The sequence below is a fragment of the Streptomyces sp. SA15 genome (assembly GCF_002291145.1).
Lineage (GTDB): Bacteria > Actinomycetota > Actinomycetes > Streptomycetales > Streptomycetaceae > Streptomyces.
The window spans coordinates 1-15,698 of the sequence record NZ_NTGE01000090.1; the positions used below are offsets into that span (position 1 = coordinate 1).

At 70.4% G+C, this 15,698-nt stretch carries 14 protein-coding genes and 1 pseudogene; 4 read left to right on the forward strand and 11 right to left on the reverse strand.

The features are described 5' to 3' along the window. From smc to CLM62_RS16600, 3 genes are all read right to left on the reverse strand, one after another. Nucleotides 1-2,404, reverse strand: a 2,404-nt coding sequence (gene smc / locus CLM62_RS16585) for a chromosome segregation protein SMC (RefSeq protein WP_095750649.1), incomplete at its 3' end; no start/stop codon positions are given. Between the two features lie 244 nt (nt 2,405-2,648). After that, the gene (locus CLM62_RS16595) at nt 2,649-2,852 is read right to left on the reverse strand and encodes a hypothetical protein (protein WP_016432419.1); all 204 of its coding nucleotides are present in this window, start codon (nt 2,850-2,852) and stop codon (nt 2,649-2,651) included. Between the two features lie 382 nt (nt 2,853-3,234). Further along, nucleotides 3,235-3,516 (reverse strand): acylphosphatase, encoded by a 282-nt coding sequence (locus CLM62_RS16600; protein WP_095750650.1) that lies wholly within the window; start codon nt 3,514-3,516, stop codon nt 3,235-3,237. A 168-nt stretch (nt 3,517-3,684) separates the two neighbouring features. Between CLM62_RS16600 and CLM62_RS16605 the strand changes: the two genes are divergently transcribed. Together CLM62_RS16605 and CLM62_RS16610 are read left to right on the forward strand one after the other, a co-directional pair. After that, on the forward strand, nt 3,685-4,839 hold the full coding sequence (locus tag CLM62_RS16605; protein WP_095750651.1) for a CAP domain-containing protein: 1,155 nt from the start codon (nt 3,685-3,687) through the stop codon (nt 4,837-4,839). 69 nt (nt 4,840-4,908) lie between these two features. After that, nucleotides 4,909-5,310 (forward strand): helix-turn-helix domain-containing protein, encoded by a 402-nt coding sequence (locus CLM62_RS16610; protein ID WP_095750652.1) that lies wholly within the window; start codon nt 4,909-4,911, stop codon nt 5,308-5,310. Here CLM62_RS16610 and mutM read toward each other — a convergent pair. The 8 genes from mutM to recG all read right to left on the reverse strand — a co-directional run bounded on the left by mutM (nt 5,283) and on the right by recG (nt 12,666). Then, nucleotides 5,283-6,143: a bifunctional DNA-formamidopyrimidine glycosylase/DNA-(apurinic or apyrimidinic site) lyase gene (mutM, locus tag CLM62_RS16615; RefSeq protein WP_095750653.1), complete on the reverse strand. Its 861-nt coding sequence runs from the start codon at nt 6,141-6,143 to the stop codon at nt 5,283-5,285. The two genes, CLM62_RS16610 and mutM, sit on opposite strands and share 28 nt — an antisense overlap. Before the next feature lie 79 nt (nt 6,144-6,222). Then, nucleotides 6,223-7,035 (reverse strand): ribonuclease III, encoded by an 813-nt coding sequence (gene rnc / locus CLM62_RS16620; protein WP_095750654.1) that lies wholly within the window; start codon nt 7,033-7,035, stop codon nt 6,223-6,225. A gap of 19 nt (nt 7,036-7,054) precedes the next feature. Then, nucleotides 7,055-7,228, reverse strand: a complete 174-nt coding sequence (gene rpmF / locus CLM62_RS16625) for a 50S ribosomal protein L32 (protein WP_003951102.1) — start codon at nt 7,226-7,228, stop codon at nt 7,055-7,057. A gap of 2 nt (nt 7,229-7,230) precedes the next feature. Beyond that, a complete protein-coding gene (locus tag CLM62_RS16630) occupies nt 7,231-7,875 on the reverse strand; it encodes a DUF177 domain-containing protein (protein WP_095750655.1) in 645 nt (214 codons plus the stop codon). Between the two features lie 163 nt (nt 7,876-8,038). Continuing rightward, nucleotides 8,039-9,169 carry an ATP synthase F0 subunit B gene (locus CLM62_RS16635; RefSeq protein ID WP_095750656.1) on the reverse strand — a complete coding sequence of 377 codons (1,131 nt, stop codon included), beginning with the start codon at nt 9,167-9,169 and terminating at the stop codon, nt 8,039-8,041. Between the two features lie 110 nt (nt 9,170-9,279). Beyond that, entirely contained in the window at nt 9,280-9,789 is a 510-nt protein-coding gene (gene coaD, locus CLM62_RS16640) for a pantetheine-phosphate adenylyltransferase (RefSeq protein ID WP_095750657.1), read from the reverse strand. Then, complete coding sequence (gene rsmD, locus CLM62_RS16645) at nt 9,786-10,370, reverse strand: 16S rRNA (guanine(966)-N(2))-methyltransferase RsmD (protein ID WP_095750658.1); 585 nt, start codon at nt 10,368-10,370, stop codon at nt 9,786-9,788. Before rsmD ends, coaD begins: the two co-directional genes overlap by 4 nt. 79 nt (nt 10,371-10,449) lie before the next feature. After that, complete coding sequence (gene recG, locus CLM62_RS16650; protein WP_095750659.1) at nt 10,450-12,666, reverse strand: ATP-dependent DNA helicase RecG; 2,217 nt, start codon at nt 12,664-12,666, stop codon at nt 10,450-10,452. Between the two features lie 165 nt (nt 12,667-12,831). On the opposite strand from recG, the gene CLM62_RS16655 reads away from it, so the two are divergent. Both CLM62_RS16655 and CLM62_RS16660 read left to right on the forward strand, forming a co-directional pair. Continuing rightward, on the forward strand, nt 12,832-14,682 hold the full coding sequence (locus CLM62_RS16655) for an HSP90 family protein (RefSeq protein ID WP_095750660.1): 1,851 nt from the start codon (nt 12,832-12,834) through the stop codon (nt 14,680-14,682). After that, a pseudogene (locus tag CLM62_RS16660) lies at nt 14,682-15,698 on the forward strand (tetratricopeptide repeat protein); the annotation flags it as partial. The gene CLM62_RS16655 and the pseudogene CLM62_RS16660, both read left to right, overlap by 1 nt.

Here is a 15,698-nt window from a genome sequence, read left to right on the forward strand (position 1 = left end):
CTTCGTGCGTGCGGACCTGAAGCCGGGCCTCCATCTCGGTCTGCCGGGCGTTGGCCCCGTCGGCAGCGAGACGGTCCCGTACCGACGTGTCGGGCTCCTCCTCGACCGGCATCTCCTCGGCGACGGCGAGCCGTTCGGCGAGTTCCTCGACCTCGGTGAGGGCCCTGTCGAGCGCCTCCTGCGCCCGCGCGGCGGCGGCCACGGACCGCTCGGCCTCCCCGGCGGCACCGCGTGCCTGCCCCGACAGCCGCCCGAGCTGCTGCGCGACGGCCGACTTCTCCCGGTCGGCGGCGCGACGCCGCTCCCCCAGCTCCTCGACTCGCGCGGCACACTCCTTGCGCCGCTCCGCCGCCGCGTGCTGTGCCTCGGTGAGCTCCTTACACCGCACCGCCAGTTCTTCCAGCTCGGCGACGGCCTCATCCACGGACGCCTGCACTTCGAGCAGACTCGGCGCCCCGGCGGACCCGCCCTGTGCGAAGTACGCGCCCAGCAGATCGCCCTCGGCGGTCACGGCGGTGAGATCGGGCCGCGCGCAGACGAGGTCCTCGGCGTCCTCCAGGGTGCCGACCACGACGATCCCGTGCAGCAGCCGTCGTACGGCGGGCATCAGCTCGGCGGGGCCGCTGACGAGGTCGGCGGCATACGGCGGCCCGTCGGTCCGCGCCTCCTGCGGTACGTCGTCGGGGGCGCCGCTCACCAGCAGCGCCGCCCGCCCCGCGTCCTGCTTGCGCAGCAGGCGGATCGCGTCGGCGGCCGAGGACGGCGTCGTCACCGTGATGGCGTCGGCGGCGGCGCCGAAGGCGGTGGCCAGGGCGGCCTCGTGGCCCGGGGTCACGGTCAGCAGCTCGGCGGCCGGGCCGAGCAGTCCGCTGAGACGATCCTTCGCCGCCAGCAGCGCGCCCGTGCCGTCCTTGCGGCGCAGCCCCATGGCCAACGCCTCGTGGCGGGCCTGGGTCGCGGCCCGCTTGCGCTCCACCGCCGTGGCCGCCTCGCGGGCCGCCGACAGGGCTGCCTCCGCCTCGGCGAGCTGCTGTTTCGCCACCTCGTGCTGTTCGGCGAGTTCCGCGTCACCCGCATCGAGGCCGTCGACCTCCGCCTTCAGCGCCTCGTACTCCTCCTGCGCGGCGACGGCCCGCTCCTGGGCCTCGTCGCGGGCGGCGGCCAGCCGGTCGATCTCGGCCTGGGCCGAGGCCGCGCGCGAACGGGCCGCGTTGACCTGGCCGTTCAGCCGGGCGAGCCCCTCGCGGCGGTCGGCGATGGCACGGGCCACGTCCTTCAGGCGCCGTTCTTCGAGCGCGAGTTCGCGTTCCAGCTCGGCGCGGTGGGCGACCGTGTCCTCCAGGGCGCGCTCGGCCGCCTCCAGGGCCGCTTCGAGCTCGGCCTCCTGCTCACGGATCCGCGCGGCCTCGCGCTCCATGTCCTCGGGGTCGCGCCCGCGCCGCTCCTCGGGGGGCGCGGAGGTGGCGCTCTTCACGCGCGCGTCGGCCAGCGAGATCGTGCCGCGCACCCGCTCGGCCAGTTGGGAGAGCTCGTACCAGGTCTGCTGGGCGCGCTGGAGGCGAGGCGTGAGCTGCCGTACCTCGTCCTCCAGGAGCGCCTCCCGCTGGAGCGCCTTCTTCAGTTCCTGTTCGGCGGCCTCCTTGCGTTCCTTCAGCGCGGCCTCGTCCGCGACCTCGGCCTTCAGCGCCTCCCGCAGCCGTACGAGATCGTCGGCGAGGAGGCGCAGGCGGGCGTCTCGGAGGTCGGCCTGGATGACGGCGGCCCTTCGTGCGACGGCGGCCTGTCGGCCCAGGGGCTTCAGCTGCCTCCTGAGCTCGTCCGTCAGGTCCTGCACGCGCGCGAGGTTGGCCTGCATCGCGTCCAGCTTCCGCAGCGCCTTCTCCTTGCGCTTGCGGTGCTTGAGGACGCCGGCCGCCTCCTCGATGAAGGCGCGGCGGCCCATGGGGTCGGCGTGCAGGACGGAGTCGAGCTGGCCCTGGCCGACGATGACGTGCATCTCGCGGCCGATGCCGGAGTCGGACAGCAGTTCCTGGATGTCGAGGAGCCGGCAGGTGTCGCCGTTGATCTGGTACTCGCTGCCGCCGTTGCGGAACATGATCCGCGTGATGGTGACCTCGGCGTACTCGATGGGCAGGGCCCCGTCGGAGTTGTCGATGGTCAGGGACACCTCGGCGCGGCCCAGCGGCGGGCGGCCGGTGGTGCCGGCGAAGATGACGTCCTCCATCTTGCCGCCGCGCAGCGACTTGGCGCCCTGTTCGCCCATGACCCAGCTGAGCGCGTCCACCACATTGGACTTGCCCGAGCCGTTCGGCCCCACGACACACGTGATCCCCGGCTCGAACCGGAGCGTGGTCGCCGAGGCGAACGACTTGAACCCTCGGAGGGTCAGGGCCTTGAGGTGCACGCCGCTGGACTCTACCTCCCGGGCGTGTCTCACACTATGAACCCCGGTCACCCTGCGGTTTCACACATGAACGCGCAGGGCACACCAAACGTTAAAGAGGGTGAAAGGATGCGCGGGGGCAAGAAAGAAGGGACGCCGAAGCGTCCCTTGCAACTCTGACAACTGGGTTTCAGTTGTCTGACAACTTAGCGGTTGATACGGGCAGCCCAACCACTGCTTGTGCTGTTGTGGAGCGATGCAGCGATCAGGTGAGCGCAGGCTCCGCCTGGTGTGCGTCGATGCTCTCCATGATCCTGTCGTGAGAAGCGGCAGCCGCGAGCGCGTCGTTCTCCGCCTGGATCCGTACGAGCTCGGATTCCAGGTCTTGGACGCGCTGCTGGAGCCGTCGCATCTCGGCGAGGAGTCGAGGGTCGGAGCCGCCGACGTAACCGAGAAGCGCCTTTGCCATGATGGATGGTCCTCCACACTGAGTGACCGACCGAAGCGGTGTGGGTCGTGAGGGATTCGCACCCGCGGTGCTTGACACTTTTGAGTTCGTGCAGCTGTTCTTCCATGCCAAACAGCTAAGGTGCGCGGGGTGCTTTCAGCGTCTCACCAAAAAGTTTGACGGTCAACACGATCACGCCCCGTATTGGCGGGCAACCCGGTGACGCGCGGCCGGAAACGGCGGCGCTTCGGCTCCTGCGGGGCCCTCAGGGCGTGGCGATCATCCTTACGTGCGGAGCCTGCCACGGCAAGGGGTTCTTGGCAACCACCAGGGCCTTTCTGCTCCGGGCAGCTGCCAGTGGCATGTCCCTCCGCTTCCGCCTGGGGCTCTTTACAGAACTGGCTCAGCGGATGGCGAAGCCGTCGTACCCCCCGCGAGGTGTGTCCCAGATCTCGGTGACACCGTCCACGCGCCCGGGCGTGTCGTCGCTCTGGAGCCATTCCAGAAGCCCCTGACAGTCCGTGCGCGGCCCCTCGGCGACCACCTGGACCCGTCCGTCCTCCAAATTGAGAGCAAAACCACTCAGGCCGCCGATCTCCAGGGCCTTGGCCCGCGTGAACCAGCGAAAACCCACACCTTGGACACGTCCACGCACCCAGGCGACCAATCGCACATCCTCGCTCATGAGTGCAACCTAACCGGCCAATGTCTCTCGGGACACTTCCTCCTCCGGCGCCATGCGGTACCGTCCCCTGCCAATGAATCTCATACGAAACTCACTCGATCGTGTGAGTTTTGTGAGCTTGGTTGACCGGGGGGACGCGTCGACCGCGAGGACGAGGAAGGCCAGGACATGGGACGCCACCGACGCTCCGCCGCCGGCCGCGCCGCCAGCACGGGCCGCGCCACGGGGGTCACAGAGACGTACAGCTCCCACAAGGGGAGCCAGGGACACCACGATCCGTACGACCCCTACGACTCGTACGACTCCGCCGCGGGCGACCACCCCACGCTGGGCATCGCCCCCTACCTGAACCCCGAGGCGTACGGCGACGCCTACACCAGGAGCCAGGAGTACCTCTTCGCGACGGACGACGACGGTCACACCTGGAACGCCGACACAGCGGCCTTCCCGTCCGACGGCTACATACCTTCCGACGGCCCCCGCCGCGCGGGCTCGCACCGCCGCCGGAAGAAGAAGGCCGCGCCGGTCAAGACCGGTCTGCTCGGCGTCTCCGCGGCGGTGGCCCTCGGCACCGTCGCGGTCGCCACGGGCGCGGTGCCCGGCCTCGAGAACTACAAGCTGGGCGGGGACCGCAGCAGCGGCGGCGACAATGTGCAGGCCGTGGACACGCCGACCACCGGCGCCCCGACCGAGCAGGGCGGCACCTCCGGCAGCGCCGAGAGCCGCGACGACGGCACGTCGACGAGCCGTGACACCGAGCGCTCGGCCTCGCCCTCGGCCTCCCCCTCCCCCTCGACGTCGCCGGCCGCGCCGACCAAGACGACCGAGACGCCGACCAAGAAGCCGAAGACCACCCCCACGCCCAGCAAGAAGCCCACGACGACTCCGTCGCGTACGGCCACGAAGGCTCCGGAGAAGACCAGCGCCCCCGTGACGGTGTCCGCGGAGGCCCAGGCCGCGGCCGAGGTGCTCAAGCTGGTCAACGAGGAGCGGTCGAAGGTGGGCTGCAGCCCGGTCTCCGCCAACAGCGCGCTGGCCGAGCTGGCTCAGGACTTCAGCGAGGACATGGCCGCGCGCGGCTTCTTCGACCACACCGACCCGGACGGGGCGAGCCCGTGGGACCGGGCCGCGAAGGCCGGGATCACCGACCTCGGCGGCGAGAACATAGCCCGGGGGCAGGCCGACGCGGCCGCGGTGATGGAGGCCTGGATGAACAGCCCGGGGCACAAGGCCAACATCCTGAACTGCGACTTCAAGACGCTGGGTGTCGGTGTGCACATGGCGTCGGGCGGCCCTTGGTGGACGCAGGACTTCGGTTACTAGGACGGCGACATACTAACCAGCAGTTAGTGCAACCTGTTGGTTAGCGCTGCGTTCGCGTACGCTTGGTCTATGGACACCATGGACGAGCGCACGGAGGACCAGAACCTCCCGTACAGCGTGTTCGCCAAGGCCTGCCCCTCGCGCGGCACGCTGGAGCACGTCACGGGACGGTGGGGCGCGCTCACGCTCGGCGCCCTGCACGAGGGCTCACTCCGCTTCAACGAGCTGCGCCGCCGGGTCGACGGCGTGAGCGAGAAGATGCTGTCCCAGACGCTGCACGCGCTGGAGCGCGACGGCCTGGTCCACCGCGAGGCCCAGCCGACGAACCCGCCCCGCGTGGACTACGAACTGACTCCGCTCGGCCACGAGGTCGCCGAGCGCCTGATCGGCCTCATCCAGTTCGTGGAGGGCCGGATGGACTACGTGCTCGAAGCACGCCGGCATTACGACGCCACACGCGGCGCCCGCTGACACCTCGGGCAGAAGTAGCTGGACCGGTTCATCCAGGCGCGCCGGCGCATCGGCGTGGCGCACCGCTTGCACGGCAGGCCCTCGCGCCCGTACGCGTCCAGCGACCGGTCGAAGTACCCCGACTCGCCGTTGACGTTGACGTACAGGCTGTCGAAGCTGGTGCCGCCCACCGCCAGGGCCTCGTTCATCACGTCCCTGATGTGGCCGAGGAGTTCCGCGGTGCGCGGGCGGGTGAAGTTCGCGGTCGGGCGCTCGAAGTGGATGCGGGCGCGCCAAAGAGCCTCGTCCGCGTAGATGTTGCCGACACCGCTGATCAACGACTGGTCGAGCAGGGCCCGTTTGATCGTCGTGCGCTTGCGGCGCAGGGCCTGGTGGAAGGCCCCGTCGCCGAAGAGCGGGTCGAGGGGGTCGCGGGCGATGTGCGCGATGACGTCGGGCAGGCCGTCGGGGGTGGTGTCGTGCAAGGACAGCCCGCCGAAGGTGCGTTGGTCGACGAAGCGGAGTTCCGTGTCCACCTCGTCTGCGAATCTCACCCGGATCCTGAGGTGCTTCTCGTCCGGCGCCGCCTGCGACTGGACCAGCAGTTGGCCGCTCATCCCGAGATGCGCCAGGATCGCCTGATGCGTGTCCTCCAGGGGCAACCACAGGTACTTGCCGCGCCGGCTGGGCGTGCCGATGCGGTGGCCCTTGAGACGGTGGGCGAAGTCGTCGGCGCCGGCGAGATGACGGCGTACCGCGCGCGGGTGCAGCACCTCGGCCTCGGCGACGGTCCGGTGGGCGACCCACCGCTCCAGACCGCGCCGTACGACCTCGACCTCGGGCAACTCGGGCATGGGATCCCCCGCGGTGTATGAGCCGAGCGCCCGCCTCCGGGCGGGACCCGGGGACAGGCGCTCGGATGCGCTCGTTAGGTCAGGCGGAGACCGACGAGGGATCCTCGCCGTCCTGGGCGGCCTTCTCGGCCACCAGTTTGGCGCGCTCCTCCGCCGCGGCCTTGATGGACCGCCACGCGGATTCCGCGGCCTGCTGCTCCGCCTCCTTCTTGCTGCGGCCGGTGCCGGTGCCGTACGAGACGCCTCCGACGCGGGCGGCAGCAGTGAAGGTCTTCTCGTGGTCGGGGCCGGTCTCCGTGACCAGGTACTCGGGCACGCCGAGCGCCTCGGTCGCGGTGAGCTCCTGGAGGCTGGTCTTCCAGTCCAGGCCGGCTCCGAGATTCGAGGACTTCTCGATCAAGGGGTCGAACAGGCGGTGCACCAGCTCCGCCGCCGAGTCCAGGCCCTGGTCGAGATAGACCGCGCCGATCACCGCTTCGAGGGTGTCGGCGAGGATGGATGCCTTGTCCCGGCCGCCCGTGCCCTCTTCACCGCGGCCGAGCCGGATGAAGGAGCCCAGGTCGAGGCCGCGGCCGACCTCCGCCAACGCACGCGAGTTGACCACCGCGGCCCGCAGTTTGGCCAGCTGGCCTTCGGGCAGGTCGGGGTGGATGCGGTACAGCGTGTCCGTGACCACGAGGCCGAGAACGGAGTCCCCGAGGAACTCCAGGCGCTCGTTGGTGGGCAGGCCGCCGTTCTCGTACGCGTAGGAACGGTGGGTCAGCGCACGCACCAGAAGGGCGGACTCGAGCTTGTACCCGAGCCGCCCTTCCAACAGCGTGTGGGACGAGGCCATGTTGTCCGCCGGGCTACTCCCGCTCTCGCGGGGAGCGTTCTTCTTAGGCGTGGACACAGTGCCTCTCACCAGCCGCTCAGACCTCGAGGACCTGGCGCTTGTTGTAGGTGCCGCAAGACGGGCACGCGATGTGCTGCTGCTTGGGCTCGTGGCAGCGCTCGCACGCAACCAGGGTGGGGACCGCAGCCTTCCACTGCGACCGGCGGTGGCGCGTGTTGCTGCGCGACATCTTCCGCTTCGGAACAGCCACGGCTACTTCTCCTGCTTCTCGTCGACGCCCGATTCGGCGCCGCTCATCTCGTCCTTATCGCCGTCTTCGAGTGAACCGGCGAGTCCCTGCAGTGCCGCCCAACGGATGTCGACGGCGTCGTGGTGGTGGTCCGGGTCGTCCGCGAGGCGTGCGCCGCACTGGGCGCACAGTCCTGGGCAGTCTTCCTGGCACACCGGCTGCATCGGCAGTGCGAGCACCACCGCATCGCGCAGCACGGGTTCGAGGTCGAACAGGCCGTCCTCGATGAAGAGCCTGTCCTCGTCTTCCTCGGCGTCGTCGGCCGGCTCCGCCTTGGGGCGGCCCCGGTCGTCGGCGTCAGGGTACGAGAACATCTCCTGGAAGTCCGCTTCGAGCGCCAGCTCGAGCGGCTCCAGACACCTTACGCACTCCCCCTCGGCCTGTGCACGGGCGGTGCCTGTGACGAGCACACCTTCCATGACCGACTCGAGTCGGAGTTCGAGCTCCACCGGGGCGCCTTCCGGCACTCCGATGACTCCCTGGATACCGAAGTCCTTGGGAGCGTCGATCTCGCGGGTCAGGCGCTGGAGCGCACCAGGCCGCCGACCCAGCTCGTGTGTGTCGAACACGAGAGGGTTGCGGTGGTCGAGGCGGGCGTTCAGGGCCATTCCTGCTTTCGATCTTCTGAGCTCAGGGGCGCTGCCCTTCGGTGTTCCCGGGCAGCGTTGATCGCGGACGTACGCGCGACCGAAGAGCCAGGATACTGGACCTTTCGCTCACGGCCCAATCCGGTGTGCGCTCCCGGCCGACGCCCCCTCTCGCGTGCCGGGGTCAGCCGTTGCCGCGCCCCTGCTCATAGGCCCGCAGCTGCTCCGCGCTGATCATGCTGGTGTCGAAGAGGCTGGTCTCGTCGAGGGCGGGCATCTGCTGCTGCCCGGCGTATGCCTGCTGGGCCTGCTGGGCCTGCTGCGGGTCATAGGCGCCCTGCTGACCGTCGTAGCCCTGGAAGGGGGCACCTCCCGCCGGAGCGTAGCCGGAGGTGGGGGCGGCGTACGGGTCGGCCTGCTGGGCCTGCTGGTAGCCGTACGGATCGGCTTGCTGGCCGCCGTACTGCTGCTGGTAGCCGTAGGGGTCGGCGGTCTGCTGCTGGTAGCCGTACGCCGGCTGCACGGTCTGCGGGTCGTACTGCGGCGGTACCGGCTGCTGCTCGGCCGGGGCGGCCTGAGGGGTCGGGGTGTCCCGCTCCGAGAGGGCGGCGAGGTCGGCCAGATAGTCGGCGTCGCTGGAGTGCTGGACGGTGGAAAGGTCGTCGGCGAGGGCGCCGAGGTCGTCGGTGGCGATCCGGCCGTGCAGCTTCTGGCGGCCGCGGCCGACGGCCTCCAGGGTCTTGGCCAGGACCGCCTCGAAGGCGCCCAGCTTGACATCGACGTACTCGTCGGCGGTGCGGCGCAGGGTGTCCGGGTCGTGGCTGCGCTCGGGGGCGTCCTCGTCCTCGTAGCCCTGCTCGTCGACGCCGGGTCCGGTGCCGAGGAGCTTCTCGCGGCCGCGGCCGACGGAGCCGAGGGTCTTGGTGAGGACGACCTCGAAGTTGGCGAGCTTGGAGTCGACGTAGTCGTCGGCCTCCGCGCGGATCTCCTCCGCCTCCTTGCGGGCCTCGGCGAGGATGCGGTCGGCCTCGGCCTGGGAGCGGCGGGCGATCTCGGTGTCGGAGATCAGCGAGCCCCGCTCGGCGTGGGCGTGTTCGATGATGCGCTCGGCCTCCTGGCGGGCCTGCTCGACCATCTGCTCGCGGCCGCCGATCAGCTCCTGGGCCTGCGCGAGGGAGCCGGGCAGGGCCTGGCGCACCTCTTCCAGCATCGAGAGCAGTTCGGCGCGATTGACCACACACGAGGCCGACATGGGCATCGACCGGGCACCGGAGACCGCGGACACGATCTCGTCGAGCTTCTTCTGCACGTCCACCTGTGCTCGCCACTCTCTACAGCTGTGTTGGAGACGGACGGGACGACTGTACGGCCATGAGGTTGCCGTCGGACAGCGGGTGACGTGTCGTCAGGGAACCTGCGTCCGGCTCAGTCCTTTCCGAGGCGCTGGGCGAGGGCCTCGAAGACCGCCGGGGGCACCAGGTGGGAGACGTCTCCGCCCCAGGTAGCGACCTCCTTGACCAGGGAGGAGGAGAGGAAGCTGTAGGTGGGGTTGGTGGGGACGAAGAGCGTCTCGACACCCGTGAGGCCGTTGTTCATCTGGGCCATCTGAAGCTCGTAGTCGAAGTCGCTGACCGCGCGCAGGCCCTTGACGATGGCCGGGATGTCGCGCTCCTTGCAGAAGTCGACGAGGAGGCCGTGGAAGGCCTCGACGCGGACGTTCTCGTACTCGGCGGTGACCTGGCGGATCAGGTCGATCCGCTCCTCGATCTCGAACAGGCCCTTCTTGGCCTTGTTGATCATCACCGCGACATAGACCTCGTCGTACAGACGGGAGGCGCGGGCGATGATGTCGAGATGTCCGTTGGTGATGGGGTCGAACGACCCGGGACAGACGGCGCGGCGCACTTGGGTTCCCTCGCTCTCCGGTCCGGTCATCGTGCGTCTTCGCACGTAGAGGCGGCGCGACCGTACCAAAACGTTCCCTCGCCGTAGCGACGGGCCCGGATCGCTTCGAAACCGTCCGGCCAGCGGAATTCGCCACCTCTGGTGCTGCGCTCCACGGTGACGAGGGCATCGGGCGTGAGCCACCCTTCCGTACGGAGTGTGAGCAGAATCTCCCGAAGATCGTCGTCCGAGACGGCGTACGGAGGGTCGAGGAAGACGAGGTCGTACGGCTGCTGCGGCGGCGTCTGGATGATCTGCCGGGCCTTGCCCGCGCGGACCTCGGCGCCGGGCAGGCCGAGGCGCTTGACGTTCTCCCGGACGGTGCGGGCCGCCCGGGCGTCGGCCTCGACGAGCAGGGTGTGGCCGGCGCCGCGGGACAGGGCCTCCAGGCCGACGGCGCCGGACCCGGCGTACAGGTCGAGGACCCGTTCGCCCTCGAGGGGGCCGCCGAGCAGGGACTGCCAGGTGGAGAACAGGCCCTCGCGCGCGCGGTCGGAGGTGGGGCGGGTCCCGTGTCCGGGCGGGACGGCCAGACGGCGTCCGCCGGCCCGGCCGGCGATCACGCGAGTCATGTCCTTGCGTTCCTCGGTCCTTGTCGGTGGGCTCTGGTGGTGCCCAGGTGTGTGCCCTGGTGGTACCGGTCCCAGTCTGTCAGCCCTTCTCCAAGTACTGCTCCCTCTCCTCGTCCAGCAACGCGTCCAGCGCGGTGCGCAGGGCGGGCAGGTGTTCCAGGTCCGGGTCGGCGGCGACGACCCGGGCGGCCTCCTCGCGTGCCTCGGCGATGATCTCCTCGTCGTCGATGACGGCGAGCATCCGCAGGGAGGAGCGGGTGCCGGACTGGGCCTGGCCGAGGACGTCGCCCTCGCGGCGCTGTTCGAGGTCGATGCGGGAGAGCTCGAAGCCGTCCAGGGTGGCGGCCACGGAGTTCAGCCGCTGGCGGGCCGGACTCGCCTCGGGCATCTCGGTGACCAGCAGGCACAGGCCGGCCGCCGAGCCGCGGCCTACCCGGCCGCGCAGCTGGTGCAGCTGGGAGACGCCGAAGCGGTCGGCGTCCATGATCACCATCACCGTGGCGTTGGGCACGTTGACGCCGACCTCGATGACCGTCGTGGCGACCAGGACGTCGGTCTCGCCGGCGGCGAAGCGGCGCATGACCGCGTCCTTGTCGTCGGGCTGCATACGGCCGTGCAGGACCTCCACCTTGAGGCCCTGGAGGGGCCCCTTGGCGAGCTGGTCGGCGACATCGAGGACGGCGAGCGGCGGGCGCTTCTCGGCCTCGTCCTCGGGGGACTTCTTCTTGGCGGCCTTGGGGTCCTCGTCCTCGTCACCGATGCGCGGGCAGACGACGTACGCCTGATGGCCGTTCCCCACCTCCTCGCGCACGCGCTCCCAGGCCCTGGCCAGGAAGTGGGGCTTGTCGGCGGCCGGGACGACATGGCTGGCGATGGGCGAACGGCCGGCCGGGAGCTGGTCCAGGACGGAGGTCTCCAGGTCGCCGAAGACGGTCATGGCGACCGTGCGCGGGATCGGTGTGGCGGTCATGACCAGCAGGTGCGGTGGCTGCTTGCCCTTGCCGCGCAGGGCGTCGCGCTGCTCGACGCCGAAGCGGTGCTGTTCGTCGACGACGACCAGCCCCAGGTCGTGGAACTGCACCTTGTCCTCGATCAGCGCGTGCGTGCCGATCACGATCCCGGCCTCTCCGGTGACCAGGTCGAGCAGCGCCTGCCGCCGGGCGGCTGCCCCCATGGATCCGGTGAGCAGCACGACTTTGGTGGCCTGCTCGGCCCCGCCCAGCATCCCGCCCTCGGCCAGCTCGCCCATCATCTCGACGACCGACCGGTGATGCTGCTGTGCGAGCACCTCGGTGGGCGCGAGCATGGCGGCCTGCCCGCCCGCGTCGACGACGGCGAGCATGGCGCGGAGGGCCACCATCGTCTTTCCGCTACCGACCTCCCCTTGGAGCAGCCGGTGCATCGGATGCTCGGTCGCCAGGTCGTCGAAGATCTCCCTGGAGACGCTCTGCTGGCCCTCGGTGAGGGTGAAGGGGAGGCGGTCGTCGAAGGCCGTGAGGAGGCCGTCCGGCTTGGGTTTGCGGGGGACCGCGGGGAGTTGGGCGTCGGCGTGGCGGCGGCGGGCGAGGGCGATCTGGAGGACGAAGGCCTCGTCCCACTTGAGGCGGTCGCGGGCGTCGGCGATGTCCGCCTTGGTGTGCGGGCGGTGGATCTTCAGCAGGGCCTCGGGGAGGGAGACCAGGGCGCGGCCCTCGCGGAGCGAGTCCGGGAGGGGGTCGATGGCCTCCTGGGCGCTGGGCAGCACCGTCTGGATCGCCTTGCCGATCTTCCAGGACTCCAGCTTGGCGGTCGCGGGGTAGATCGGGATGAGCGCCCCTGCCCAGGTGTCGACGGCTTCCTCGGAATCGCCGCGCAGCAACTCGTAGGCCGGATGCGCCAGTTGCAGTCGGCGGTTGAAGACGGAGACCTTGCCCGCGAACATCGCGCGCGTGCCCGGGAGGAGCTCCTTGTGGGGCTTGTGGACGCCGTGGCCGAAGAAGACGAGTTGGAGGCGGCCGCTGCCGTCCGTGATCGTGACTTCCAGGCGCTGGCCCTTGCCCCGGGGCGCCTTGGCGGAGGCGAAGGTGTGCAGGCGGGCGTCGGCGACCTGGGCGACCACCGTGACGTGCTCGTCCAGGGGGAGGTCGGCGAGGTGGGTGAGCTGGCCGCGCTCCTCGTATCTGCGCGGGTAGTGGTGCAGGAGGTCGCCGACGGTATGCAGGCCGAGATGCTCGGCCATCACCTTCGCGGTGGCGGGGCCGAGCACTGACTTCAATGGCTGTTCCAGTGGTTCTTGCAGTGCGGGCACGAGATCCATTGCACACCACACCACTGACAATGGCCGTATACGTCCGGGAAACACCTGGTCAGACGGCTCGTTCGGGCCCTAGGATGGCGCGCCCCGGCCATCCCTCGCGGTCTCCGCCTCACACGGACCGCCCGACCCCGCGCCGTCGCCCGTCCCCCCACCGGCGCCGTGATGATGGACTCCCAGACCTCACAGTCATCCCACGCATCCCAATCACCCCAGTCACCTCATACCTTCCAGGTCGACCTGCGCGGTCTGGTGGACCTGCTCTCCCATCACCTCTACTCCAGTCCCAAGGTCTATCTGCGCGAGCTGTTGCAGAACGCGGTGGACGCGATCACCGCCCGGCGGGCCGAGGAGCCCGGCGCCCCGGCCCACGTGCGGCTGTACGCCGAGGGCGGAGCCCTGCGTGTCGAGGACACGGGCGTGGGGCTCACCGAGGCGGACGTGCACAACCTGTTGGCGACGATCGGGCGCAGTTCCAAGCGTGCCGACGGGTTGCAGGAGGCCCGCTCCGACTTCCTCGGGCAGTTCGGCATCGGGCTGCTCGCCTGCTTCGTGGTCGCCGAGCGGATCCGGGTGGTCAGCCGCAGCGCCCGTACGCCGGGTGCCCGACCGGTGGAGTGGACGGCGAGCGACGACGGTTCGTACACCGTGCGGACGCTGCCGGACGAGGCCCGTCCGGAACCGGGCACCACCGTGCACCTCGTGGCGCGGGCGGGGGCCGGAGAGTGGCTTGCGCCGCAGCGTGTCCTCACGCTGGCACGGGACTTCGGCTCGCTGCTGCCGTACGACGTGCGGGTGGGCGAGGAGGCGGTCACCGACCTGCCCGCGCCCTGGGACCGGCCGTATCCGAGCCCCGCCACCCGGCGGGTGGCGCTGGCGCGGCACTGTCACGAACTGTTCGGCTTCACACCGTTGGACGCGATCGACTTGGACGTGCCGCTGGCCGGGATTCGCGGGGTGGCGTACGTGCTGCCGTCGGCGGTCAGCCCGGCCCAGCACGCGGGTCATCGGGTGCATCTCAAGGGCATGCTGCTGACCGAGCGGGCCGAACAGCTGCTGCCCGACTGGGCGTTCTTCGTGCGCTGCGTCCTGGACACCGACAGTCTGCGGCCCACGGCCTCGCGCGAGTCACTGTACGAGGACGAGACGCTGGCCGCCGTACGGGAGACGCTGGGCGAAAGGATTCGGTCCTGGCTGACCGGCCTCGCGGCCGGTGATCCGGAACGGCTCGCGGCCTTTCTGTCGGTGCATCATCTGGGCGTGAAGTCCCTGGCGCGGCACGACAAGGAGATGCTGCGCACGATGCTGCCGTGGCTGCCCTTCGAGACGAGCGACGGGCGGCTGTCCCTGGAGGAGTTCGCGCAGCGCCACCCGGTGGTGCACTTCACGCGGACGGTCGAGGAGTACCGGCAGGTCGCGCCGATCGCGTCCGCGCAGGGCGTCGGGGTGATCAACGGCGGTTACACGTACGACAGCGAGCTGATCGAGGCGCTGCCGTCGGTGCGGCCGGACACGGTGGTCGCGGAGCTGGACGCCGACACCGTGACCGCCCATCTGGACGCGGTCGATCCGGCCGAGGAGCTGGCCCTGTCCGGCCTCCTGGCGGCCGCGCGGGCGAAACTCGACCCCCTGGGCTGTGACGTCGTACTGCGCGCCTTCCATCCCCTGTCCGTGCCCGCGCTGCACCTGGACGACCGGGCGGCCCGGCACGAACAGGCCCGGGCGGAGGCCGAGGAGCAGGCCGACGACCTGTGGGCGGGCATCCTCGGCTCGCTGCGGGGCAGCGCCCCGCGCGCGCGTCTGGTGCTCAACCACCTCAACCCGCTGATCCGGCGCATCAGTTCCCTGCGGGACCCGGAACTGATCGGCACCGCCACGGAGTCGTTGTACGGGCAGGCGCTGCTGATGGCGCAACGGCCACTGAGGCCCGCCGATTCGGCGCTGCTCAACCGGGCGTTCATCAGCCTCCTGGAATGGGCCACGCACGGCGACTCCGACTCCCCGGGGGGCGGTCACTGATGAGTGAGATCACGGACTTCGACGCCCTGCGCCGGGCGATGGCGGAGAACTCCGAGCAGCCGGAGGGACCCGCCCGCAACGCACGCGCGGAGCAATTGCTCGCCGAGGCCGAGAAGCTGAACATCCCACTGGCGGTGATCGAGGCGCTCGGGCACCAGCTGAAGGTCTACAACTACAGCTCCGAGAAGGACAAGATGTTCGTCCCCTTCGCGCGCCTGCTGCGCATGTGGGACGAGCGGCCCGAGGACTTCGACGAGTACGAGGCGCACTCGCTGCACTGGGTCTTCAAGTGGATGTCGGCCGGCATGCTCGACCAGCCGCACATCCCGCTCGCCTCCATCGAGAAGTGGCTCGGCGAGATGGAGCACCGCTACCGGCTCGCCGGGCACTCCGAACGGGCCGTGCGGGGTGCCGAGTTCAGCGTGGCCGCGCACATCGGGGACGTGGCGCGGGCCGAGCCGGCGTACGCCGCGTGGCTCGCCGCCGACCGGGACGCCATGGCCGACTGTCACGCCTGCGAGCTGCACGGGCAGGGCTGGTGGCAGGCGGAGCGCGGCCGGGACGAGGAGGCGCTGCGGCTGTGGGCGCCGGTACTTGAGGGCGAGTTCACGTGCGCCCACGAACCGCACACGGTACTCGCGTCCTCCCTGGCACCCCTGCTGCGGCTGGGCCGCGTTGAGGAGGCACGCGCCCACCATCTGCGCGGCTTCCGGCTCGTGAGGGCCATGGAGAGCATGCGGGGCGCCTACGCGGACCACGTCGAGTTCTGCGTGCTGTCCGGCAACGAGGCGCGCGGTCTGGAGCTGCTCGCGGAGCGGCCGGCGTACTTCACGGACGGTGGGCATCCGCGCAGCAAGCTGGACTTCATGGCCGTGGTCGCGCTGCTCATGGACCGGCTGACCGAACTCGGGCTCGGCGACCAGCGAGTGCCGGGGCCGGGCGACCGGGCGTGGACCGCGCGGGAACTCGCCGCCCACGCGCGCGGGGAGGCCCTCGCGCTGGCCGCCCGCTTCGAC